Here is a 23,168-nt window from a genome sequence, read left to right as displayed (position 1 = left end):
GACTGTCAGCTTCTTTTGCGACCTTACGCCGCCTTCTTCAGCTTGCCGTGGTGTTCGACGACGCCGAGAAGATCACTCTCCTTCATGATCAGCAGATCCTGGCCATCGATCTTCACCTCGGTGCCTGACCACTTGCCGAACAGGACTCGATCTCCGACCTTCACGTCGAGCGGGACCAACTGGCCTTGTTCGTTTCGCCCGCCGGGACCCGCGGCGATGACCTCGCCTTCTTGCGGCTTCTCCTTTGCTGTGTCGGGAATGATGATGCCGCCGGCGGTCTTTTCCTCGGCGTCGATGCGGCGCACGAGCACGCGGTCGTGCAATGGACGGAAATGGATGCACATCCTCCTTAATGGGTGTAGCGATGTCATAGACCGGGGCCGGAACCGGCCCCCGGCGGGAAAGGAATTAGGTTCGTGGCAGGGGGCTTCAAGAGGGCGGTCAAAAAATTTTGGCAGTCCATTTGGTCGACTGCTAAACTACTATCGATGGCGACCTTCGACGCTTCGCGACGCCTCACCGCTGCCGCAGGTTCGTGCAAACTGTAAACGACCGTCATTCCAAGTAGTCCGGAGGGTCGGCTTGCCCGGCTTGAGAAGCTCAGGAAGCTTTCCGCACAAGTGCAAGGCGTGCCTGAGGACCGATGCGTGAAGTTGGGCGCCGACCCGGGCGAGCTTCATGGATTCGTCCAGAGGATCCTGCCATCAATCCGGCAATTCCGGCTGTGGACCGAGAGCAGGACAGAAACGGTTCGTCAACGTACTTCGTCCCCTCCGTGGATCTTCATGTGGTTTGAGCCTTGGACGAGGAGCATCTTCCTTGTCCTGACCGGCGGCACCCTTCAGGAGGTCGTGCTCCTCGATTTGCTGCCGGCGACGATCGGCAACAGCTGGGTCAAAAGCACCTCAACCTTGTTGGGGCGTCGTAGAGATGATCTGCCTCAGGCCGCGCGCCGCCGCCCGGCCGGACGCTCTACTGCGAGCCGGTCTTGAAAAATGGGCCAGCTCTCCTAAGTCGATCGCCGCCGAATCCCATGTGGGATTGGCGAGCTCCGAGGATTTGTTCCTCGCACAATGTTAGTTGCAGGAGGATGGGACAATGAAGACCCCTTATTTGCCGTCTTGGCCCCACTGGAACGAGATCATCCCAGGCATGGTGAGGCAGCTGAGCTGGCTCTCCAGTTCGTTCAAAGACTGGCTTACCAGGCTTCAGGCTTGGAAGAGCAAACGCTAACCGGGAGGGCAAGCTATGCGTCGTTGGCTCGTTGCGTCCGCCCTCTTGGCCGCAGCGTCTAGCATCACTCAGGTTGCGGGCAAGGAACGGGCGCTCCCGAAGCAGCAAGTTCAGCCCACCGCAACGCTTCGCGCCAGCCGTCTGACGGAACGATCGCTCGCCGGAGGATCGATGCGAAGCGCCTCAACGGGACATCGGATTTCCGCGCGAAGGACCTGATCCGCGATATTTGCAGGGGGTGCTCGTCCTAAATTGCGAGCATGGGCAGCGCAGTTTCATCGCGCGGATTTGGTCGCGCGATGATCGTTCGAGATATTTGCAGGCGCGCCGTTGGAAGCGAACGATGTCCGTTCAATCTGCCGCTTAAACGCTCGTTCAAAAACGTGAAAAGTGGCCATCCGCTTGAACCTCCGGCGCGCGTCGGCGTTTGTAGCCTTTTTAGTCAGGAGGATCTTATGAAGGGGAAGGCTGCTCTGATCGCCATTGCGGCTTTGGCTTTCACGCCGAGCGCAATGGCAATGCCGAATGGCCTGCCGCAGGCGCATCAGATTGCCAAGAGCAAGCCCAACGCTGAGCAGGTCCGCTGGATCTGTAATCCGTGGGCCGATGCTGGTGGCGTCCGACGTTCTACGGCGCCTACGCCTATTATCCGCCGCCCCCGGTTTACTATCGGCCCCCGGGCTTTTACGTCGGCCGGCCATGGTGGCACCGCCGCTGGCACCATTGGTAGTGACCGTCAACGGCACCGGAAGGTCTTTCCGGCCGTTGACGAAACAACGGCAGGATCGCCAACTCGAGTGCAATCCGGCACCACGCGCCGAGCTAGTTTGACATGGCTGGCGCAGGCCGAGGGGAGCGGTTTCGGTGCGCCTCAAGCGCCTTCCCAATATGGAGCTACGCTTTGTGGAAGCGGTGCAATGCCGCTTCCTGCGTGCGGTCACCCCAGTCAAAATCCTCGTCGGCTCGGAACGACGGTGCGCGCCTCAACTCGTCGTCCTCGATGTCGAGCTCGCAAGAATCGAGCTTTGGATTGTAGCGCAACCGGCCCCAAGGCAAGGGAATCAGGTTGGTGCGGGAGCCGAAAAGCCCGCCAACACTGAGCACGGCATACAACAATTTCCCCGATGCCTTGTCGATCATCAACCACTCGATGTGACCAAGCACGGCACCATTGGGCCATCGCACTGCCATGCCCACGACGTGATCGCTTGCGATGAGTTGATGTGGTCCAGTCGTGGCCTTGACCATCATCTCGCCCTCCATCACTTGAGATGAAGCTTTGGCATGAGTTGGCTTCTGTTATCCTCGCCCATTGTCTTCTTGAGTTCAGTGGCGAACCCATAGTTTCGTGGCAGGCACCGCATCAGCCGAGGCCCCTTCGACAACAGCAGGCAGCACGACGGATTTTCGGCATCGATGCCGACAAATGCAGTCTGCAACTACGTAGTCGGTCATGCGCCGCTCTACTCGCTTCGACCGCCCTCAAGCCACTCGACCTTTTGGATCATATACGTCTTACCGCCGCCCGGTGTCTCAACGAAAACGGTTTCACCTTTGCTCTTACCGATTAGAGCCCTGGCGATCGGTGAAGTCACGGAAATCCTGCCAGCGCTTGCGTTTGCCTCGGGCTCGCCAACGATCTGCCAGATCAGCTTTTTGCCACTGTCCTCATCGATCAGCGTCACGGTGGCACCGAACTTGATCGCATGGCCGGACAGCTTCGATACATCGATAATGTCAGCGCGCGCGAGCTTGTCCTCCAATTCGGCGATTCGCGCTTCATTCAGTTCCTGTTCTGCGTGGGCCGCCTGATATTCAGAGTTCTCGATCAGGTTAGCATCGTCGGCAATCGCCTGCCGAATTCTCTGAACTAGGTCCGGGCGAGCCACTCGGATGCGGTGTCTGAGTTCGGCATCAAGGACAGCGTGACCCGCAGCAGTTATTGGAAATTTTGTCATCGCCTTGTTACTTGTGTCGACTAGTTCGCAGAACGCTTAAAGGAGGGATCCGCCAGCGCTCTTCCAAATGCGCTAACCATCGCCGCAGCCTCATGATCCCCGCGATCATCAAGGACGCGATAGAGCAATTCTGCGCTCTCTCGGAATGCTGCCAAAAGGGCTGGCTCACGTTCGCACAAGACGCCTGCAATGCAGAGAGCGAGTGCCTCCGTCCCCATTTTGACCTGCGCTAAGGGATCTGCCACGGATCTTCTCCCGACTTTGAGTTAGATGCCCGCACTGACTGACGCCTAGTAGTCCATCGGGGGCGCGGTGGGCGCGTGTGCCTCGGCTTTCTTGGATTTGTCCGCCACCAGTGCTTCCGTCGTGATCAACAACGCGGAGATCGAAGCGGCGTCCTGCAACGCCGTGCGAACGACCTTCGTCGGATCGATCACGCCGACTTTCACCAGGTCCTCGTACTCGCCGGTGGCGGCGTTGAAGCCCCAAGTGTATTGATCATTCTCGAGCAACTTGCCGACGATCAATGAGCCGTCTTCGCCGGCATTCTGCACGATCTGCCGCGCCGGCATCTGGATCGCGCGGCGAATGATGTCAACGCCGGCCTTCTCATCCGGGTTTGCGACCTTGATACCCTTAAGCGCTTCCTGTGCCCTTAGCAGCGCCACGCCCCCGCCGGGAAGGATACCTTCCTCGACTGCGGCGCGCGTGGCGTGAAGCGCGTCATCGACCCGGTCTTTGCGCTCCTTGACCTCGACTTCCGTGGCGCCGCCCACGCGGATAACAGCGACTCCTCCTGCCAGTCTGGCGAGCCGCTCCTGAAGCTTTTCGCGGTCGTAGTCGGAGGTGGTTTCCTCGATCAACGTTTTGATCTGGCCAACGCGCGCCTCGATATCTTTTTTCGCGCCGGCGCCGTTGACGATGGTCGTGTTGTCTTTGTCTACAACCACCTTCTTGCCGCGACCAAGCATACTGACTGTGACGTTCTCAAGCTTGATGCCGAGATCTTCGGCGATCATCTTGCCGCCGGTAAGGATGGCGATGTCCTCGAGCATGGCCTTGCGGCGCTCGCCAAAACCCGGAGCTTTCACAGCGGCGACCTTCAGGCCGGCGCGAAGCCTGTTGACCACGAGAGTGGCCAGCGCCTCACCCTCGATATCCTCGGCGATCACGAGCAGGGGCTTGCCCGATTGCACCACGGACTCCAGCAGCGGCAGCATCGCCTGCAGTCCGGACAGTTTTTTCTCATGGATCAGGATGTAGGCGTCGTCGAACTCCACCCGCATTTTTTCCGCGTTTGTGACGAAATAGGGCGAAACGTAGCCGCGGTCGAACTGCATTCCCTCGACGATTTCGAGCTCTGTGTTGAGGCTCTTGGCTTCCTCGACGGTGATCACGCCGTCATTGCCTACCTTCATCATGGCGTCGGCTAGAAACTTGCCTATTTCCGCATCTCCGTTCGCGGAAACCGTAGCGACCTGCGCGATTTCCTCGTTGGCGGTCACCTTCTTGGCATGCCCCTTGAGGTCGTCCACGACCGCATCGACCGCAAGATCGATGCCGCGCTTGAGGTCCATCGGATTCATGCCGGCCGCGACCGATCTGACTCCCTCTCTTGCGATGGCTTCCGCGAGCACGGTTGCAGTGGTCGTGCCGTCGCCCGCGACGTCGGACGTTTTGGACGCGACCTCGCGCACCATCTGCGCGCCCAGGTTCTCGAACTTGTCCTCGAGCTCGATTTCCTTCGCGACGGTGACCCCGTCCTTCGTAATGCGAGGAGCACCGAACGACTTTTCGATGACTACATTACGCCCCTTCGGACCGAGCGTGACCTTGACTGCATTTGCCAGGATATCGATGCCCCGCAGCATTCGGTCGCGAGCTTCCGCAGCGAATTTCACCTCCTTGGCAGCCATGGCGAGATCCTCCTTTTTCTCCTCCGCTTCCAAAGATCCGTTTACAGCCCTCCGTCTCCTCCTTAGCGGCAATGCCACGCGTCGGCACGCGCTCCCACTGACGGAATGCACCTCCTCCTTCGTAGGTCTGCGATGTCTCACAGAACTGAGTCGGAACGGTCCCAGCGACAAACCACCTAGGGGAGGAAAGGTCGGTTTCAAGCCTCAGCACGCGAATATTTGGCGCGCGGGATGCGCCGCGAACGCGCAACACGGCTTCCGTCCGATTGGACAGCGCCGACCGGACGATTGTTGGACCCGAACGTACGTGTCACGTCGATAGAAAAGTCAGAAGCCATCATGGCGAAGTGCGGTAGGTGCCCCGCAATTGAATACAACGCACAACGCCGGCGATGATACCGAAGCCCCGATGTTCGGCATGGCACCAAGCACTTATTCCGTGAGCACGACCTCCTATTCGGGACGTTGAAGGGACCCCGATGCGCGGCTATTGAGATTCGCCATTTCCAACACGACCTTCTCACTGACAGCAGGTCGGCGCCGGAGCGTTTGTCAATCGCACCCGCACGGCGTACGTCACCCGCTGGAGTGCGCGCTGTTCAATTTGGCGGATCCGCTCGCGGGACAGTCGATACTGCCGTGCCAGTTCGTCCAGGGTCTTCGGCTCGTCCGTGAGCACCCTTGCTTGCAAAATTGCGCGTTCGCGCGCGGACAGCGTCTGAAGTGCCTCCGAGAGCGCGCCCAGCCGCCGGCGGTTATCATCCTCGTCCATCAGCAGGCGTTCCGGGCTCGGCGAGGGATCGATCAGGCGGTCCTGCCACTCAGCCAGCGTGTCCTCTTGGCCGATTGGAACGTTGAGTGAGAGATCGCCACGCAGCCGCCGATCCATCTCGATCACTTCCCGCGAAGTCACCTTCAACTGTTCGGACACATAGTTTACCTGGTCGGGCGCCATGTCGGCCTCCTCAAAAGCGGATATCCTGTTCTTGAGCCGACGAAGGTTGAAGAACAGCTTTTTTTGAGCTGCAGTGGTTCCCATCTTTACGAGCGACCAAGATCTGACGACGTAGTCTTGGACCGACGCCTTGATCCACCACAAGGCAAGGGTTGCAAGCCGAAAGCCTCGATCGGGTTCGAACCGCTTGACGGCCTGCATCAGACCCAGATTGGCTTCCGAAACGAGGTCCGCGATCGGCAGCCCGTAACGGCGGTACTTCATCGCGACCTTCGCAGCCAGCCGGAGGTGGCTGGTGACAAGACGGTATGCTGCGTCGCGGTCGCCCAGTTCGCGCCAACGCTTCGCGCAGGTAAACTCCTCCTCCGCGGAGAGAAGCGGGAACTTCCGAATTTCCACGAGGTAGCGAGAGAGCCCTTCCTCCGACGTGAGAGACGGCAGTGTTGCGACGTTCGACATGACGATCGCTCCTTCTCCAATTCGCGTGGCTATCGAGACGTGGGTGCGATTTCTGCGGCCATCCTGCCGCAACAGACCTAAGTTTACTTCGCAATTTCGAAAGACGCCTAATGCCGCCTCTCGCGAAGCGATGGCCGGATTTCCAATAGAGCGAACCCAGCAGATGGTCGATCCGCTGGCCGCAGCGCCGGGAAGTGCTGATGGAGCCCATAGCCAAATCCCCCAAGAGCCGGTTGACAGTATCCCCGTACTGCTGCGCCCTACGGACGAGCGACGGCAGGTAAGGCGATGCCAAAACTTCAATGAAATGAAATTGTTCCGGAGCTTCCAGTTAAAAGTCGGATCGAAGCCAAAGCATATCTGAGCGCTCCGCAAAACAGCTTCGGAGGAAAAGCCACGAAGTGGATTGCCAGCGCCTACGCTTTCGCGCCTGCCCTATCTGCGCTGGCTTCGGGCTCAAACGACGAAGCCGCTGCCACACGGGGCGCAGAATTCGGGGTCGGGCATCGCCAGTAAACCCAGGATGGGCCGGGCAGGCAAAGCCGGGCGATATGGTCGGTTCGTCGAGCGGCAGCCGCGCATGCAGGTCGCTCCCGGTCCAGGGCGAATAGACATGTGGTCGAGGGTACGGCCGGCGGAACGAAACGCCCGTGGCGGCCCAACCTAAGCCAGACAATATCCCACATGAGCGAGTTTGGCTGCCGTTCGCCGGGTTTCCGGCCGTCTGGAGTGAGATCTAGTTCGATGCGGTAACGTCCCTCACGGCCTGCGCGAGTTGGTCGGGATGGTAGGGCTTCTCCAAAATCAGGCTGCCGGAGACCGGGCGCGGCGTCACCGGAGAGGATCCCGTCGCGTATATCACCGGCAGATCCGGGTCGTTCTCGCGGCACCGCTCGGCGATCTGCCAGCCGTCAACCACAGGGAGCCGGATGTCGGTAATCAACACGTCCGCAATCTTACGGCTACACCAGACCAAGGCCTCTTCGCCGTCGGCGGCCTGGATGACGTTATGGCCTTCAGCGCGCAATACATCGACCACCAATTCTCGGATCAGGGGATCATCCTCGACGACCAGTATTCGCACCTATCGGTCCTCAACGCTTTCATATTCTCCGCAACGAGCAGAGACCGCCTCAGCGCTGCGCCGTTCCCAACAATACTCTGCTCTCCGCTCAAGAAGCACTTGAAACCGACCGGGACGTTTCTAATTTCTGCAGAACAAATCACATCGTCGGAGACTTTCGTAGACCGATCTGGCCGGATCGGTGGAACGAAGCCGGCACGCTGTCGGCGACATAGCCGCACAAGCCAAACGGTTGTGACTCGGGCATTTGCGGAGTTGGCGTCCGCGGCACGCCTCGCCGCTCTCCCTAACCGGAGTGTCTCCTTGATGATCTAGGTAGGTCATGGACAAGAAAAAGACTTCCAGCTTCGTCGGCGCCGCTGATATCGTCGCGCATGCGGAAACGGCAGCACGACATCTGAAGCGATTAAGCATTGCTTGCTCAGAAGGCGACAAAGGAGAGGCCCGCCAAGCGTTGCGTCAGGCCATCAGCGAACTCGAGGTGGCGCGAGCTCTATTGAGAAGCGGCATCGAGTGACGCCTCGGACGGTGCGAGGTGGAAGCTACCAAGCATTCCCGGATGACGCCGCCGGACCTACTCGGCGGCGGCCGTCATCCAGGGATGCCAATGCTGTCGATCCTGGTGACGAGACGCTGAAACAGAAGCCGCTGCGGAACTTGGTCAAATTCCGCTTCACCGGCCGTGTCATTGATGCCAAGCGCTCGTTGCGCCGCGCTCAAACGAGTGTGACGGTCAATCAATTGATGGATCAGGCCTCGCAAGCGTTACCGAAACTTGAAACGTCGGAGGTCGATTCTAGATCGGCTCTGGCTTGAGTACGTTACTGCTCGACTTCAGTCCGAACTCGCGGACCTGACGCAAATAAAGATGTCTGTCGCATTCGAATACGATGTCGCGAACGCCCGCGTGCTGCGCTGCTGCCATGAATGAAAACGCACAAACCGACATATGGCTCAAAAATGACTTTGAGGAGAAAAACAAAATGCCGGGCTATGCATCATCTACATTTCTCGCTGGCGCTCAAGCGATCATATACAAGGCGGCGCCTTCGGTCATGACTTCGGCGCTCAAGCAAAAAAGGGAATGGAGGCTAAGGTTCGAGCGCCGCACGCCGCTTAGGATCGAGCCGCTGATGGGTTGGACGGAGGACGACGATCCGCTCGCTCAACTGGAACTCTCGTTTCCCTCGGCAGAAGCGGCAGTCGCCTACGCCCACCGACAAGAGCTGCAATACACACTCCTAGACTGTCCAGCCGACGGCGCAGAGGGCGGCCTATTTTCGCGTTGCAAGGTTGATTGCGCAGTGATTTCTAATCCACGTCGGAAACCTCTTAGATATGGGAGCGCTGGCCGACCTTACAGCATGCGCCGGATCATGCCCCGATCTTTGAGGAACTCAAGCCGCAGCAGGCTTTCCGGACCGACGTCTCTAGATCTTTTGAATTGCCGAGGGCCCGCTCCGAATCGTATGTGTGATGAGCGAGCTACACTTCGCTGAGAGGTTTCTCAAAGCACTTTGACCATGGATACGAAACGAGGGTCGAACGGGCGTCCCGCATCTTGCGACGCACTCCGAGGCGTCGGATCGGAGAGTTGTTGTCGAGCGCAGCTTGCGACGAGAAGTGCGGAGCAGAGCTTCTCGGGGTAGGCACAGCTATGCTCTGGAACCAATTCATTGGGATCACGATACTGCTTTACGCGTTGACCAATCCCGTCGGAGCCATTCCAATCTTTCTGACGATCACGCGACAGGCGGGAAGTGCCAGTATCCATCGCATCATCGTTTTGGCATGCACTGCGGTCGCGATCTTTTTTGTTGGAGCAGCCGTCCTTGGCAAGCAAATACTCAATTTTTTCAATGTTGGTCTCGACGACTTTCGTATCGCGGGCGGGTTACTCGCGCTGGTGATCGCGCTCGAGATGTTTCAGGCGCAGTATGGGAAGTTCGTGCAGCCACCCAGCGGAGTCGACCGCAGTGAGGTGGATATCCACGGTTGGGCGATAACACCCTTCGCATTTCCCTTGCTCGTCGGTCCGGCCGAAGTCAGCATCATCATCACACTCTCCAACGACAACCCTGGCTGGTCCTCCACCGCGTTACTTGGTGCAGCGTCGATCATCGCGACATTCCTGATCGGGTCGACACTTTGGACGGCCGCTGCTATCGAGCGATTTCTCGGCAAGACCGGAATTAACGTTATGACGCGCATCATGGCGCCGATTGTAGCGGCAATAGGCGTGAACTTTGTTATGACCGGCCTTCGGAGCGAATTGCCCGGATTAGCGGGCTGAGATGCTGCCAAGCCAGCTGCAACATTGGCTTCATGTCGGTCGCGGACGATCGGGCGGTAGGGAGGCCAGACGGATCCTGCCTTCTTTGGAACCCGGTAGGCGCTCTGGGGGCTATTGCTTGGGGGAAGCACTGACCCGCGCATTTATCCGTCTGCAATGCTCCCAGCTCCCCGGCGGCGCTGGGCTTCTAGACTAGTGCAGCGCTCGTAAACCCGAGTTGGCCTTGCGGAGAACTGGAAGGGACGCGATGCCGGCTGGTCGGCGCGGTCAACATGCTGGTCGACATTACCTCGCGCAAGCAAGCGGAGGAGAGGATGATGCTCCTCACCCACAAAGTCGACCACCGCGCCAACAATCTCCCTGCGGTGATCCAGGCGAGTTGCGTCTGGCCAAAGCGGAGACCGCCGATGAATTCCGGGCGGCCTTTCACGGTCGCCTCGCCGCGCTGACGAACGTGCGACGGCTGTTCTCGGCCTCGCGCTGGACCGGCGCCAGTCCGAAGAAGGTCGTCGAAGACGAGCTGCATCCATACGCTGGCGGAAAACTGGATGCAGCACCCGCGCGCTGCAGCCTTGACGATCCCTCGGGTCTCGGTCGGTCGGCCGTCCTCTCCAGCTCTGTTTTCCCCGACGACAGGCCATCCCGACCGTCGGGCTTCGATGTAGATCTCCCCGCCTCTCCGAGCTCCCTAGAGCTCGGATGCACCCATGCCTCCAGATGGGCGAAGGGTCCGACGCACAAGGCGCCGGGCCATCGCCTTGGACGCAGCGGCGGCCGCATGGGCCGAACGGAGCCTCTCGATATCTTCCGAGCACTTTCTCGGCTGGCGCAATCCTTCGATCGTGATCCGGCTCTGCGGCCTGCGAGCGCTCGCCTCGAAGATCTCCGATGCTGACGCAGGCGGCAACGCGGGAATACGCGAGGCACTGGCGCACAGCAGGAGAAAGAGCGCACTCTGTGCCTTGTACCGCGCGGCCGGGCGACTGCATTCCGACCCGCATAGGATGGTCTCTCCTCCGGCCGCACAGACGGACCATTTCCACCTGCCGCGGCCGCGCCTCTTCAGCACGATGTCGAATGCCGCGAAGCGGTCGTCTCCGGTTCGAGAGGGGAAGTTGGTCATAATGACGCCTCCGCGCTCGGGGGTGCGCCGAGATGTTTGGGCATGGTAAACGAGACAGGGAACGCTTCGGACCAGTGCCCCGAGGCGGCCCACTCCTCTGACAATCGACCTTCGATATACTGACGCTCGAGGCCCGAAAGCCTGGTCTTCAGCAGGCGTGCATACCTGCGGGTGTTACCGCGGCGGGCGCGGATACGGGCAATATCTTCGTTGAACATTGTCGCCGCTCCAGACGGTCGTTGTTGTCCTTTTCGGTTTCGAGAAACGGAATGAATTCCCGGTGGAGAAAATTATTCAGGGCGCTCCCGCTGTCAAGCGGCGGCCGCCTGCCTTGCAAGCAACCCTTAACGTCGCTGCGTTGCGCGAGCTCCATGATGCGGCGCGGCATCCAGGGCGTCGAAAAATTTTCGCGGTCCCTCTTGAATCGGCTTGTCGTTTTTCTAAGTCGTTTTTTGCCGCGGGAGCGGTGTATCGGACGCCGTCATGGGTCCGGTGCGGGCGCCGGGCGTCCGGTTTTCGGACCTGTCGTCTAGCGTTCCTTCGTAACCATCTTGCTCTTTGGAGGACTTGGTATGAGGACCACCTTCGACTTCGCGCCCCTGTGGCGCTCCACCATCGGCTTCGATCACCTGGCCGGCCTCGTTGACGGCGCGCTGCGCCACACGAGCGAGGACAACTACCCGCCCTACAACATCGAGCGTTCCGGCGAAGATCACTACCGGATCTCGCTGGCGGTCGCAGGCTTTGGCGCCGACGACATCACCGTCACAGCCGAGCAGAACGCGTTGACCATCGAGGGCAGGAAGCCCGAGAAGGCCGCCGGCGAATACCTGTACCAGGGCATTGCGGCACGTCCGTTCCGGCGCGTGTTCAACCTGGCCGACTACGTCCAGGTGAAGCAGGCCTCGTTCCAGGATGGCCTCCTGATCATCGATCTGGTCCGCGAGGTGCCCGAGGCCATGAAGCCGCGCAGAATCAATATCGCGGCCGGCAACTCCTCCTCGCCGCAGATCGAGCAGAAGCAGGCGGCCTGACCGCGATCGAGGTGATGACGGTGGAACGCGGCGCGCCGATGCGCGTCCGCGCTCCCTCGCCGCATGCATGAAGGAGAGAAGACATCTGAAGGAGAAGAACCATGGCAATTCGTGATCTCGTTCCCTGGTCGAAAAGCCAGGAGCTTGTGCCCTCGCGCGGCACCTATGATCCGTTCATGACGCTGCACCGCGAGATGAACCGGCTGTTCGACGACGCCTTCCGCGGCTTCGGCGCACCAAGCCTGTCCCCACTGATGGAAGGGCGGTTCGGCTGGCCGAAGCTCGAGGTCAGCGACACCGACAAGGCGGTGACGATCTCGGCCGAGCTTCCCGGCATGACGGAGAAGGACGTGCAGATCGAAATCGCAAACGGCGTCCTGGCCATCCGTGGCGAGAAGAAGGACGAGCGTAAGGACGAAGGCAAGCACTTCACCGAGCGCACCTACGGCGCCTTCGAGCGGCAGATTGCGCTGGAAGGCGTCGAGGAGGACAAGGCGGAGGCCTCGTTCAAGAACGGCGTCCTGACGATCTCGCTGCCGAAGTCCGAAAACCCGCGGGCCGGCGTCAAGCGCATCGCCATCAAGGCCCAATAGATACGATTACGGCCGGCGGCGTCGGCCGCCGGCTCATCGATCTGCAACACCGTCCCACGAAAGGAGCGTAAAGGGAGGCAACAGATGACCAATGCCAACACGAACTCCGGCAAGCTCGACTTCCTGTTTCATCCGGCCGCGCATTATGCGTCTCCGGACGCGGTCCTGAATGACGACAAGCTGTCCGCGCCTGAAAAGCGGGTCATCCTGTCGTCGTGGGCATCCGACATGTTCGCGGTCGAATCCTGCCCATCGCTGCGCGAGATCCCGGGCATGGATTACCCGATCCGGCTCGCCGACATCCTCGCGGCGCTGCGCCGCCTCGATGGCGAGGGCGACGATCCGCCGCGCCCCGGCGGTGTCCCGATGCGCCTGCGGCGGCCATAGGCCGCCGCATTGCGGAGATCGGCATGATGTTCACGCAAACCATTCTGACCATGGTGCTGCTTGGCAATACGGCGGCGGCGTGGGTCGCGCCCTTTGTCGCCCTCTTAGGTGGAACAAAGCCTCCGGCCGTCCGCTTAGCTAAGGGGTAGCAGTGGCCGGGGCCGTCAGGTCCTCGAGCCGGGCAAGCTCCTCGTTGATTTCCCTGAGCTCCCGTTCGACTTGGGCGAGGATGTTCGGTGCGGCGTCCTCGCGCCGGTCGAGCAGGACGCGCTTCCGCTCAAGTAGTTCGGCGACATCACGCATGACACACTCCAACACGCGTCACCCCCCGGTCTATCGTAAAAATGCACCTCGCGCCGCGATGTTCCTCATCGTTCCCAGGCCAGCCGCAATGCCGCCGCCAGCCTTTCCTTCTCGCCGTCCCAGCGGGCGTCTTCGGCCTCGGCTCTCTTCTCGATCGCGGCCCGGTCGGCCACGATGGATTCAGCCTGTCAATCGCCCTGCAAATTTGACCCCTCAATTTTGGACGCCGATCCCCCCGGCTTAGGGGGCAATATTGCAGGCCGAATGACAGCAAGGTACTGCGCGGACAAGAAAGCGATGCATCCGGATCGGTGATGAAGTCGGCTTCAACTGGCGACAGGCGATACCAGGCGTAGGCCCTAAGCCGCCAGACGGCACTCCTCTTCGGCCTCCTCCTGGGCTCCCTGAAGCCCTCTTCAGGAAGCGGGCCAAGGCAGCTTTTCGTGAATCGCGGTCCAGCGCGTATGCGATTTGCTTGAACTCTATGCCATCCATGAGCCCTTGAATGTAGCCCGAGATGGTGTCCGCAGCCATGATGAGCGCGGTATCAAGCCTATGGATGTATTTGCTCGTCACTGAGCCTTTGGCATGGCCGACCAGCGCCGCGATTGTCACCTCGGTAAAAACGCGATCGTTGGTGATGCTCGCGAAGCTGTGCCGCAGGACGTGGGCGTCACATCCGACAGCGGAGAGCTCTCGAAGATGTACTTCCAGTGGTTCGGGAAGCTGCCGAACGCGTTGTCCTCACCCTGCCCTGGGAAGACGTAGGTGCCGAGACCGTCGGCACACCGTCGAGTATTCGACGACTGGCAATCCAACGGGACGAATGGATTCACCCTCCTTGCTGTCCTCCAACCGCAAGCAGCTCGACTCCTTGTCCGCCTCGGTCCATTTCAGGCCGATAATCTCGCTGCGCCTGCAGCCGGTCAGTGCAAGCTGGCGAACGATGTCCACGATCGTGACGTATTCTCCTGCTTGGCAGCGTCGCGGAGCATCCGACCAAGGATTCGGTACTCTGCCTCCGATAACCGGCGCTTTCGTACATTGTCCTTTGGCTTGCGGACACCATGGGTTGGGTTGCTTTCAATGATGCCCGCCTCGACGGCGTAGGTGAGGATGCGCCAAGGAGACCAACGGTGCGCGTGGCCGTTCCAGCGCCACCCCGTACGATGGCCTCTCCGAGCAGCTTCTTGGTCTTACAGAAACCGCGTCTTGCCGGCCATGATGTCTTTAAGGGCTTTATTGATGTCGGTCTTGGTGAGATCCTTGACCCGCCGGGGCCCTAAAAGTGGGACAATATGGCGCTCAATACGGCCAGTGTCGGTGATGATTGTCGAAGGCTTTTTCGGTCGGCCTCCTTTTCCCAAAATCAACCCGCCTGCAAATCGGCGAAGTAGCGGGCGCACAACTCCTTCACAGTGGTGGCCTTGTGATCGAGTTGGCGATCTTCGACGGGATCATCACCCGCAGCGACCCGGCCGAGTTGCACCCTCGCCTCGCGGCGTGCGGTCTCGGGCGCCCAGGCACCGTGAAGTCCAATCGTGTAGCGACGCGAGCGACCTCGTGTTCTATACTGGATGACGTAGCTGCGCTCGCTGGAACTAAAGACTCGGAGACCAAAGCCTGGCAACTCGTCGTCCCAGATCAGGTAGTCCTTTTCTTGGGCTTCCGCCGCCTCGACGCCTCTCTTCGTAATCTTGACCATGACATTCCTTCATTCCGAGCACTATCTCTCGCGTAGCAGGACGTAAGCAGGCGGGAGAAAATCAGTGCGGGTTTTCGGATAGGGACGTCGCTTCTGTGGTTGAGAATATCCAGCTTCTTCAGATGGATGTCGTAGTGTAGCGTGCCCTATCGTATTTTTAGGACGGGCACGTTATCTTGCTCCGAAGGCAAAGGTCACACGTTCGAATCGTGTCGGGTCTACGGATTCCTGACAAGCGGTCGCGGCACCGATCCATCCCAAAGCGATGTCCGCCATCTGATAAGAGCCAGGCGGAGGCTGACCGCAGCCTCGGTTCTTCCAGTGTCTGATTTGTCGAGTGTCCTAGACCGCAACCAAGCCGGCAAGACCTGTTCGCTTGGCATCAAGAAAAGATAGATCCACCACCAGCACTGCGCCGATGACGCCCAAAACTACGATGATGAGAATCCAATCATCTCGGTGTCCTTGCGTCATGACTGCGGTCAGCACCAGCTGAGGCCAAGGAAACCACTCAAACCTAGCGCTGCCTAAACGCCGCCGATTGTAACTTTGTTCCTTAAAAGAAACGGCCCCGGCGATCATAGAAGCTGGGGCCAGTGTACTGGGCGTTCTCAATGCCGGTAGCGATGCGGCAGCGAAGGGCGACCATTGCCCGCTGCATCCCTTCGTTCCTAATCAAAAGGCGCTAGGATCCGGGTCATGCTGGGGCCGAGTTGAATCGCCGAACCGCTGTCCCCCGAGAAGCGGCGGTCGTCGTTGCCAGGGCCCCAAAAGTACGAAATGAAAATTATGCCCTGTGCTTCGATTATCCCAAACGGCGACCCGCTCCGGAAATAACCCGTGTGAACCTTGTCGGAAAAGCAGCGGTCCCAATGGAAATGATCACAAAGTGCCCCGAGTCTTCGGGGGCAAGAGCCGGGGCACGTCCCTTCGTCCAATGCCGCTCTGCCGCGAGCGACGCATTGCTAACGACGCTTCGACGGTGCCGTTGCTAACGACTTTTTCATCGCCGACCCGAGCCGGCGCTCAACTCGCTTGCGGCTATTGCCGACCTTCTTGACGGCCTTCTTCACCGGCGCTGCCGACTTCCGGGTTTTCTTCAGCTTATAGCTCACCTCGTAATCACGCCCGCCGGCGACGCGCGCACGGTCATCCTTGCGACCGCGGCGGTCTGCTTCTTCGCTTTGTTTGCCATTCAGGCCTCCCAATCGCGCGCCGCAGTTCCGTTTTGACAAATCGGAGAACAACGAGCCCGCCTCAAGCAACGTGTTCAACCTCACGGACGCCTTGACGCAGGGCATCCAGAGCGGTGGCAAGACGCCGCCCGCGAAATCCATCAAGGCAAAAAGGGGTAGCCAGCCCCGCCACAAAGCCGGTTGTACCTGCCGAGTAGCGCTACAGTCGTGCCTAACGGCGCCAGCCCGGCGCGAACGCGATGCCTCACGCTGCGCGTGTCGATTGAACGTCGCTATCGAGCAACCGGCCTAGTATCCGGCGTTCTTCTCGATCCTCCGTCGATAGCGCTCGCGCTCTTGTTCCGAGGTCGCGCTGTCTAGCAGGAATTGATAGTGACCGATGACTTTTTCGCTGCCTCTTATGAGCAACTGCTGCAGACCAGTCATGACGTGATCTCCTCGCAAGCTGCGCGATCGATCGAGGGCAGTGGCGGAATGTCGGCCACGACGCCTTGCATCGCCGTGACTTCTTCGGCGAGCCGTCTTTCGATGAATTCGCGCTCGAGGTCGGAGAGCTGGGTCTGCAGCAGTCGCCGATACCGATGAATATTGTTGCGGTGAGCGCGCAGCTGTTCAAGCCGGTGGTCGAACAGTTCTGAGCTCCGGCGCCTTGCCTGTCCAAATCTTAACCGCCAGCGCCCTTCGATCCGATCGATAACCTGCTTCGGTAGCCTGTCTGTCATCTCGCGCTCCTATGCAGCCAGGCAGCGGTCGACGGAGCGCAGGCGCGCAGGCCGGCCGCCTGGCGGATGGGGCGGACCGTTGTCGAGCGCGCGAAGCGCTTCGAGGATGTCGCGGACAGGAACGGGTGCTTTGAGCCCCTTGGGTGCCCGCAAGGCGGGATTGGACGCTACGGCGCTGGCGTCCGAGGCCCAGGATGCCGGGAGAGCGCGCTTCTCGGCGAGGCTCAAGCGAGAATCCCGCACCACATCGCGCGGGGTCTCATATTGGTGGTAATCGCCAATCGGCAGATGAAAGCCAATAACGTTATGAGCAGGCGCGGTCGTCGGCCGCATGGATGCCTCCATTCGAAGGACGAGTTGCTGAAGAGACGAAGCCGCGACCTGTTCGTCGGACGCGGCTTCGCCGTTTCGGTCAGGCGGCGACGCTTTCCAGCTGTCGGAGCGCCGTGTTCGACGCAGCATTGATTGCGATGCGTCGCGGCTTCATCGCCTCCGGCACTTCGCGCGCCAGCTCGATCCTGACAAGCCCGTTGTCGAACGCCGCGCTCTTGACCTCGACGTAGTCCGCCAGGCTGAACTGACGCTTGAACCTGCGCGTCGAGATGCCCTGATAGATGTATTCGCGCTCGGCCTTTTCGACCTTGATGCCTTCGACAGTCAGAACATTCTGCTCCGCCGTGACGGAAATTTCGTCGGGGGCAAAACCGGCGATCGCGAGCACGATCTGGTACCCGGAAGGATGGGCCGTCAGCCTCATCCAGCGACAGCTAACGCCCGAGCACATCCCCTCGCTGAATATGACGGTCGGGAAAGTGCGCCGGCATCTTCCGTCCTAGTTTCCTTCGCGCAAACGCCCTAACTAGAACAGCACCGATAGGCCGCGCTTCTTCTTGCGGTAGCGCCTACATCTCAAAATAAACGGCTGCCGCTATCACCACGACATACCCAAAAGGATGATTAGCAATTTCCAATGCCGATCCTTCATACCTCTCACGATGGCGGAACATCGCAAGCGATGCGATAACAGGAGTCACTTTTTGGGCGGCACTCTCTATCCTCACAAAAAACACCAGCGCCCTACCCGGCGCTGGTGCTCTAGGATCGGCCGGATCAGGCTGGCAACCGAGCGCAGCCCGCCCTTCTGGAACCTATAGCATCGCGGTGCCGCTGCCCGTGCCGCCCTACGCGACCGGCGGGCCCGATCTGGAGAGCGCCAAAGCCGCGTTCCGGACGGCTTGGGAGCGGTTCTATTCCGGCCTGAGCCCGAAGAGCATCGAGCACTGGCACCAAAACCAGGACGCGGCGAAAGAGCGTTTCGGGCGCAACAAGGATCGATAGTTCATTTGGGTCACGCGCTCTTGGCGCAACTTATGCTATAAGTCTCTTAGCCAAAGCTGAGTTGCCGACCGCACAGGGGCACGCCATGGCTGAAATCTTATATCGTTCGGGCATCATCGTCTTGGGCCTAAACCCTATCGCAATCGCTGTAATTTGTAGTGTTTATGTGAAGCTGCCTCGATCAGCGGACTAAATATACAGGCCATGAAATACATCGGCGACCGCCCCTACTCCAACCCCCGAGAAGGCCGCCCGCAGGATCATGGAGCACGCGCGGCTTTCGAGCCCGTACAGGATGGCCGGATCTACAAAGATCAACTATCCGATGCTGTACCAGGACAAGGCGACGCCGGCTGAGTACTGGGCCGGCTTGGAGTACGCCAAGGATCAGGGCTGGCTCGAGTACCATGAGAGCGGGACGTTTGTGCGGATGCTGCAGCCGGGCAAAGACCTGTTCGCCTAACCGCGCCGACATGCCAACATAAAGAACGGCCCCAGCGAGGGGGTACACGCTGAGGCCAAGGCGGTTGGATCATCCATGAGATGACAGGCTCATCCGATCAACAGGGCGCCGACGCCTACGATGAGCGCTACGAACGATATCGCCGCCAACCCATGAAGCTGTATTCGACACCGTCATGATGAGTGAGCCTGAACATGCAAACAGGTTGCGCTCCGGTCTTGATCTCCGCATTTACTTAAGCGTGTCAGGAGCAGTGTCCCATTCCAGGTTCCAGCACTAGCTTATGTGAAGATTTTTGAAACGATTCCCTCGATGCCGCTTTTATTGCTCATGCAACAGGCGACCGAGGTTCATCTAGTCCGCGTGACGATCGATGACGGCGGGTCCAAATCTGGCTCGCTGCGACCTCGCGCGCTAGCGACAGCTACCCCCTGAGCATATTCCGACGCTGAATATGACGACTGGGGAAGTGCGCCAGCACAAGCTGTCCTAATTTCCTCGCGCGTCTTAACGAGGACCACACCGGCTGGACGCGCGTCTTCATGCGCCATCTGGGTAGCGAGCGCCCTAAGCACTAGTTCGGCGGTCAGCGGCTCCTTATCCTCGCAAACGACTCGTGCGATAGTCTCGATTTGCTCAGCCATGCGAGCCTGGATCGCCTCAATGCGCTGCGCGTGTTCCATTACGCGCCTCCCTTTTTGTGCAGGCGGGAGCGCGCTCGGTCTCTCAGCCACCAACGCCTACGGGCAGAGCCTGGCTGGTGATGGGAAATAACCTACACAGCAGGCCAACCAACGGGAGGAACTTTAGTCTGCCAGATCCACTTGCCGCAGGAGCAGGGATAGACGCGCGTGTAAGCGTTTTGCTTAGAATCAAAGATGCTATGGAAAAACAGAACTTCCCTGCCGCAGTGCGAACACCTCGGAAAGTTCTCTTTTCGCGCGTCATCACCTGGCGCTTCGCAAGGGCGTCAACTGAAAGACCGCAAGCTGATGGAGATACACATGAGACGAACCGTACTAGCAATCGCGTGCATTTTGCTGGCGACGCCGGGACTGGCGCAATCCGTCGGCGAGAAGGCCGGCATCAATTCCGTGCTCGGGGTCAGCCCCTCGACGGTGGATTTTGTCAAGCAGGTCGCGATATCGGATATGTTTGAAATCGAATCCAGCAAACTCGCACAACAGAAGGGCAATGAGGCGGAGAAGACCTTCGCTTCCCAGATGGTAACGGACCACACCAAAACCAGCACTGAGTTGAAGGGATTGGTTTCCAGCGGCAAGGTGAAAGCCGAACTGCCCAGCGCGCTCGATTCATCGCATCAAAGCAAGCTCGACAAGCTCAACGGTGCCAACGGTAACGACTTTAGCTCCGAGTTCAATTCGATGCAGGTCAGCGCTCATAAGGATGCCGTCGACCTGTTCGAGCGTTACGCCAAGGGCGGCGACAACGCAGACCTCAAGGGTTGGGCCGGTAAGACCCTGCGCGCGCTGAAGCATCACCTTGAGATGGCGCAGGATCTCGACAAAAAGCCCGCCCCTACGGTCGGCGAGGGCAAGAAATAGCGGCAGAAGGGGACCGCTGTTCCGCAGCTCCCTCCCGGTTTTCTTGCCGATGCCGAGACGGCCGGTGACATTGTGAGGACTGAATACTCTAGGATTTGTGAGATCGTCGCTTGGCGGGGACAGTGGCGGCTCTCAAGCCCTTTTAGCGAGAGCTGCAACTGTATCGATGCCGCTATTTCGGCAGTGGCAAGCGCTAACATCAGCGGTTTGTTGCCCGCTTGCGCTTTGGCAAAGGTAACCAGCAGCGGTTGAAGAACTTCGGCCACTGCCAGCACCACGCCAAGCGGGTTCAATCGGGTTGGCGCCCCACAGAGAAGGACACGGCACAGCTATGCCGCCTCGACGACGCGTGCGCCACCTGGGCTGGCCCAGGAGCGGGCCAGCTGACTGGGGACTAAGCCGCCTTACGATTTATCGCGGCTTGCGCCAGCTTGTTTAGCGCAGCGTCCGTTTTCTTTTCTTCCTCAAGCGTCTGCTCGAGGAGCTGGATTGCCTGCTTCATACCCAGTTGCTCAGCCCAGGCAATCAACGTGCCATAACGCGATATTTCGTAATGCTCAACCGCCTGAGCACCCGAGAGAAGGCCCGCATCCAACGCCGGAGAATCTTCGAAATCCTCCATCACTTCTTCTTCCTCGACCAACCCGAGGATCGCCGGGCAGGTTTTGCCCTTGGGAGCCTGCTTCATCATCTTGAAAACTTGCTGCAGGCGTTGAACTTGCCCCTCGGTTTCGCCGGCATGTTTTTCAAATGCAGCGCGCAGTTGGTCAGAACTCGCGGCCTTTGCCAATTTCGGCAACGCAACGAGTATCTTCCTTTCGGCGTAATAGATGTCTTTGAGGGTCTCCAGGAAGAGGTCTTCAAGTGTCTTATTCTGGCCCGGCATGGATTCCTCCTTGTTTGGACACGAGCCAACAGCGCCTTTCGTCAAAGGTTCCGAGAGGCATGGTACTGCTAATCACTCACCAATAGGCGGCACTAAAAAGGCCCCGTTTTCGAGGGCCTTTCACTAAGGGGTTCATCCGCCCTTAGCACCAGAACAATGGTCGGAGACACCAGGCTTCCGCCACTAGAGTTCCTGCAGTGGCCGACCGGAGCTATTCCGCGGCCTGGTGGTGCGCCGGCTTCTCGAGCTCGGCAAGTGGAGATACTGCAGGTCCATTGAGCGCGGTGCCATCTGGTGCGAACTGCGATCCGTGACAGGGGCAATCCCAACATTGCTCCAGTGAATTCCAGTGCACAACGCACCCCAGATGCGTGCAGCTGGCGGAATGCAAGTGCAGCTGTCCTTTCTGGTCCCGGCATGCTGCGACTTTTTGCAATCCGCTACGCACCAAACAGCCCTCGCCAGAACGCAGCGCCTCGACGGAAGCGATTTCGCTCGCCGAAAGATACTCCGCGAAATTTTTCAACGGCGTGATGTTCTCGCTGATGTATTCACCGAGGTTCTTGTAGATCTTCCGTGCCGGCGAGTAGACGTCCTCCCACGCATTGGAGCCGCTGGTGATCAGGTCCGCGATCAGGATGCCGGCGACGAGACCGTTGGTGATGCCTTGTCCGGAATCGCCGCCGACAATGAAAACATGCTCTTCGTCCGGCGAGCGGCCGATGAAGCCGACGAAATCTATCGGCTCCAGGACTTGTCCCGACCAGCGATGGGTTATCGCACCCAGGTCGGGCAATCGTTCGCGCGCCCAGTGCTCCAGGACCGCAAAGCGTTGCTCGCCGTCATCAGCCTCGCCGGCCTTGTGGTCTTCACCGCCGATGATCACGAGAACCTCATCGGTAGAGAGCGGCTGCAGGCGGACATAATGGTAGGGATCGAGCGTGTCCCAATAGAGCGCGTCGGCCAGCACGCCGCCCGGCAGCTTCCCCACGATGACGTAAGTGCGATACGGCGCCTGTTTGGTGTGAATAGCGACTTCAAGATTGACCGGAGAGTTCGTCGCAACCACTACGTCGGTGGCCCGCACGGACGAAACTTTCACCACGATATCGTCCAGCTTGTGCTCGATGCTCTCGACACAGCTGTCGGCGTAAAGTTTTGCGCCGGCGCGCTGCAGGGCGCTTGCAAGACCCGCGAGATATTTCGTGGGATGAAAGCGCGCCTGCCCGGGGAAGCGCAACGAACGCACCATGCCATCGGAGTGAAACGGCGTCGGCGCCATGCGGTCCTCGACGGGAATTCCGAGCCGCTGGCAGCACTCGAGTTCCTCATCAAGCAGGGACCTCGGTGTCTCCGGTGCCGGGACCCAAAGACCGTCGATCCGGCAAAAATCGCAGTCGATGTTTTCGAGATCCTGGATTGCTTCGGCTCGGCTGATGGCGGCCATGACGCTCTGGTAATAGAGGCGCGCACATTCCTCGCCGCGCACGCTAACGAGTTCCTTGTAATAGTCGTCCAGCGCCGTAGCGAGATGCGCGGTCGTGCGCGCTGTCATGCCACTGCCGATGCTGCCGCGATCCAGCACGATCACGGAACGCCCGCGGCTAACAAGCTCATAGGCCACCGAAGCGCAATGCCAGAACCGACCACAACCACGTCCGCCCGCTCGGATCCGGACAGGCTGGGAGCTTGGACTACCGGAACATCCATCCAGAGCGATTGCGTATATTCATCTCGCACGTTCATGACGCATCCTCTCAAAGAGGGCCAACGGAGAGGGCGGAAAAAGGGTTCCATTGGTAGGGTCGGCGGGATTGCACCACTTGGCCACAGCGGACAGCGTCTCCCCCGATCATATCTGTCCTCAGAACCTCTTTCACGACAGCATGCGGGGACGCCGCGAAAAGCGCTGAGGCGCATCTTCTGGTCGGTCCATGCATTGCCGGAATTTCAAT

General features: G+C 59.6%; 25 protein-coding genes and 2 pseudogenes. 10 read left to right on the top strand and 17 right to left on the bottom strand.

From position 1 onward, the window contains the following. Window positions 1-23: 23 nt before the first annotated feature. The 6 genes from groES to ACVWY5_RS07505 all read right to left on the bottom strand — a co-directional run bounded on the left by groES (window position 24) and on the right by ACVWY5_RS07505 (window position 7,605). Window positions 24-338: a co-chaperone GroES gene (groES, locus tag ACVWY5_RS07530; RefSeq protein WP_028337191.1), complete on the bottom strand. Its 315-nt coding sequence runs from the start codon at window positions 336-338 to the stop codon at window positions 24-26. Between the two features lie 1,789 nt (window positions 339-2,127). Beyond that, entirely contained in the window at window positions 2,128-2,484 is a 357-nt protein-coding gene (locus tag ACVWY5_RS07525) for a PRC-barrel domain-containing protein (protein WP_028337193.1), read from the bottom strand. Window positions 2,485-2,696: 212 nt separating this feature from the next. Then, window positions 2,697-3,191, bottom strand: coding sequence for a transcription elongation factor GreA (gene greA, locus ACVWY5_RS07520; protein ID WP_028337194.1), 495 nt, complete (start codon window positions 3,189-3,191; stop codon window positions 2,697-2,699). Between the two features lie 290 nt (window positions 3,192-3,481). Further along, on the bottom strand, window positions 3,482-5,107 hold the full coding sequence (gene groL, locus ACVWY5_RS07515; RefSeq protein WP_028337195.1) for a chaperonin GroEL: 1,626 nt from the start codon (window positions 5,105-5,107) through the stop codon (window positions 3,482-3,484). Between the two features lie 520 nt (window positions 5,108-5,627). Continuing rightward, on the bottom strand, window positions 5,628-6,521 hold the full coding sequence (rpoH, locus tag ACVWY5_RS07510; protein WP_038377904.1) for an RNA polymerase sigma factor RpoH: 894 nt from the start codon (window positions 6,519-6,521) through the stop codon (window positions 5,628-5,630). A gap of 736 nt (window positions 6,522-7,257) precedes the next feature. Then, the gene (locus ACVWY5_RS07505; RefSeq protein ID WP_028337197.1) at window positions 7,258-7,605 is read right to left on the bottom strand and encodes a response regulator; all 348 of its coding nucleotides are present in this window, start codon (window positions 7,603-7,605) and stop codon (window positions 7,258-7,260) included. A 322-nt stretch (window positions 7,606-7,927) separates the two neighbouring features. Here ACVWY5_RS07505 and ACVWY5_RS07500 point away from each other — a divergent pair, with 322 nt between their 5' ends. From ACVWY5_RS07500 to ACVWY5_RS07485, 4 genes are all read left to right on the top strand, one after another. Next, on the top strand, window positions 7,928-8,122 hold the full coding sequence (locus tag ACVWY5_RS07500; protein ID WP_028337198.1) for a hypothetical protein: 195 nt from the start codon (window positions 7,928-7,930) through the stop codon (window positions 8,120-8,122). A 373-nt stretch (window positions 8,123-8,495) separates the two neighbouring features. Then, window positions 8,496-9,104, top strand: coding sequence for an NADH dehydrogenase ubiquinone Fe-S protein 4 (locus ACVWY5_RS07495; RefSeq protein ID WP_321177083.1), 609 nt, complete (start codon window positions 8,496-8,498; stop codon window positions 9,102-9,104). Between the two features lie 158 nt (window positions 9,105-9,262). After that, window positions 9,263-9,898, top strand: coding sequence for a MarC family protein (locus ACVWY5_RS07490; protein ID WP_051376325.1), 636 nt, complete (start codon window positions 9,263-9,265; stop codon window positions 9,896-9,898). 247 nt (window positions 9,899-10,145) lie between these two features. Then, window positions 10,146-10,793, top strand: a complete 648-nt coding sequence (locus ACVWY5_RS07485) for an HWE histidine kinase domain-containing protein (RefSeq protein ID WP_080667258.1) — start codon at window positions 10,146-10,148, stop codon at window positions 10,791-10,793. 224 nt (window positions 10,794-11,017) lie between these two features. On the opposite strand, the gene ACVWY5_RS07480 is transcribed toward ACVWY5_RS07485, so the two are convergent. Continuing rightward, on the bottom strand, window positions 11,018-11,239 hold the full coding sequence (locus ACVWY5_RS07480) for a hypothetical protein (RefSeq protein ID WP_051383918.1): 222 nt from the start codon (window positions 11,237-11,239) through the stop codon (window positions 11,018-11,020). A 354-nt stretch (window positions 11,240-11,593) separates the two neighbouring features. Here ACVWY5_RS07480 and ACVWY5_RS07475 point away from each other — a divergent pair, with 354 nt between their 5' ends. The 3 genes from ACVWY5_RS07475 to ACVWY5_RS07465 all read left to right on the top strand — a co-directional run bounded on the left by ACVWY5_RS07475 (window position 11,594) and on the right by ACVWY5_RS07465 (window position 13,035). Next, window positions 11,594-12,055, top strand: coding sequence for an Hsp20 family protein (locus ACVWY5_RS07475; RefSeq protein ID WP_028337201.1), 462 nt, complete (start codon window positions 11,594-11,596; stop codon window positions 12,053-12,055). Between the two features lie 101 nt (window positions 12,056-12,156). After that, the gene (locus tag ACVWY5_RS07470) at window positions 12,157-12,648 is read left to right on the top strand and encodes an Hsp20/alpha crystallin family protein (RefSeq protein WP_028337202.1); all 492 of its coding nucleotides are present in this window, start codon (window positions 12,157-12,159) and stop codon (window positions 12,646-12,648) included. 84 nt (window positions 12,649-12,732) lie between these two features. Further along, window positions 12,733-13,035 (top strand): hypothetical protein, encoded by a 303-nt coding sequence (locus tag ACVWY5_RS07465; RefSeq protein WP_028337203.1) that lies wholly within the window; start codon window positions 12,733-12,735, stop codon window positions 13,033-13,035. A 138-nt stretch (window positions 13,036-13,173) separates the two neighbouring features. Here the strand turns inward: ACVWY5_RS07465 and ACVWY5_RS07460 are convergent, their stop codons facing one another. From ACVWY5_RS07460 to ACVWY5_RS07425, 8 genes and pseudogenes are all read right to left on the bottom strand, one after another. Then, on the bottom strand, window positions 13,174-13,338 hold the full coding sequence (locus ACVWY5_RS07460) for a hypothetical protein (protein ID WP_160321696.1): 165 nt from the start codon (window positions 13,336-13,338) through the stop codon (window positions 13,174-13,176). Window positions 13,339-13,740: 402 nt separating this feature from the next. Further along, window positions 13,741-15,043 (bottom strand): annotated as a pseudogene (locus ACVWY5_RS07455) (tyrosine-type recombinase/integrase); the annotation flags it as partial. A gap of 342 nt (window positions 15,044-15,385) precedes the next feature. Continuing rightward, window positions 15,386-15,625, bottom strand: coding sequence for a hypothetical protein (locus tag ACVWY5_RS07450; RefSeq protein WP_028337207.1), 240 nt, complete (start codon window positions 15,623-15,625; stop codon window positions 15,386-15,388). Window positions 15,626-16,008: 383 nt separating this feature from the next. Then, window positions 16,009-16,242 (bottom strand): DUF3606 domain-containing protein, encoded by a 234-nt coding sequence (locus ACVWY5_RS07445; protein ID WP_050383042.1) that lies wholly within the window; start codon window positions 16,240-16,242, stop codon window positions 16,009-16,011. Window positions 16,243-16,527: 285 nt separating this feature from the next. After that, a complete protein-coding gene (locus ACVWY5_RS07440; RefSeq protein ID WP_244481704.1) occupies window positions 16,528-16,665 on the bottom strand; it encodes a hypothetical protein in 138 nt (45 codons plus the stop codon). Then, window positions 16,662-16,961 (bottom strand): hypothetical protein, encoded by a 300-nt coding sequence (locus tag ACVWY5_RS07435; RefSeq protein WP_321177082.1) that lies wholly within the window; start codon window positions 16,959-16,961, stop codon window positions 16,662-16,664. The genes ACVWY5_RS07440 and ACVWY5_RS07435 overlap by 4 nt, the downstream gene beginning before the upstream one ends. Before the next feature lie 9 nt (window positions 16,962-16,970). Further along, the gene (locus ACVWY5_RS07430) at window positions 16,971-17,294 is read right to left on the bottom strand and encodes a hypothetical protein (protein WP_028337208.1); all 324 of its coding nucleotides are present in this window, start codon (window positions 17,292-17,294) and stop codon (window positions 16,971-16,973) included. Window positions 17,295-17,373: 79 nt separating this feature from the next. Beyond that, window positions 17,374-17,745 (bottom strand): Hsp20 family protein, encoded by a 372-nt coding sequence (locus ACVWY5_RS07425; protein ID WP_080667259.1) that lies wholly within the window; start codon window positions 17,743-17,745, stop codon window positions 17,374-17,376. Window positions 17,746-18,122: 377 nt separating this feature from the next. Here ACVWY5_RS07425 and ACVWY5_RS07420 point away from each other — a divergent pair, with 377 nt between their 5' ends. The 3 genes from ACVWY5_RS07420 to ACVWY5_RS07410 all read left to right on the top strand — a co-directional run bounded on the left by ACVWY5_RS07420 (window position 18,123) and on the right by ACVWY5_RS07410 (window position 20,327). Then, the gene (locus ACVWY5_RS07420; protein WP_160321698.1) at window positions 18,123-18,299 is read left to right on the top strand and encodes a hypothetical protein; all 177 of its coding nucleotides are present in this window, start codon (window positions 18,123-18,125) and stop codon (window positions 18,297-18,299) included. A 295-nt stretch (window positions 18,300-18,594) separates the two neighbouring features. Beyond that, entirely contained in the window at window positions 18,595-18,762 is a 168-nt protein-coding gene (locus tag ACVWY5_RS07415; protein ID WP_160321699.1) for a hypothetical protein, read from the top strand. A 1,004-nt stretch (window positions 18,763-19,766) separates the two neighbouring features. After that, window positions 19,767-20,327: a DUF4142 domain-containing protein gene (locus tag ACVWY5_RS07410; protein ID WP_028337210.1), complete on the top strand. Its 561-nt coding sequence runs from the start codon at window positions 19,767-19,769 to the stop codon at window positions 20,325-20,327. A 394-nt stretch (window positions 20,328-20,721) separates the two neighbouring features. Here ACVWY5_RS07410 and ACVWY5_RS07405 read toward each other — a convergent pair whose 3' ends face one another. Both ACVWY5_RS07405 and ACVWY5_RS07400 read right to left on the bottom strand, forming a co-directional pair. Beyond that, window positions 20,722-21,213, bottom strand: coding sequence for a YciE/YciF ferroxidase family protein (locus ACVWY5_RS07405; protein ID WP_028337211.1), 492 nt, complete (start codon window positions 21,211-21,213; stop codon window positions 20,722-20,724). 211 nt (window positions 21,214-21,424) lie between these two features. Further along, window positions 21,425-22,959, bottom strand: a pseudogene (locus ACVWY5_RS07400) (FAD-dependent oxidoreductase). Window positions 22,960-23,168: the final 209 nt, after the last annotated feature.

This window comes from Bradyrhizobium sp. USDA 3256, from assembly GCF_054058275.1.
This window is presented reverse-complemented; position numbering and strand designations above follow the sequence as displayed.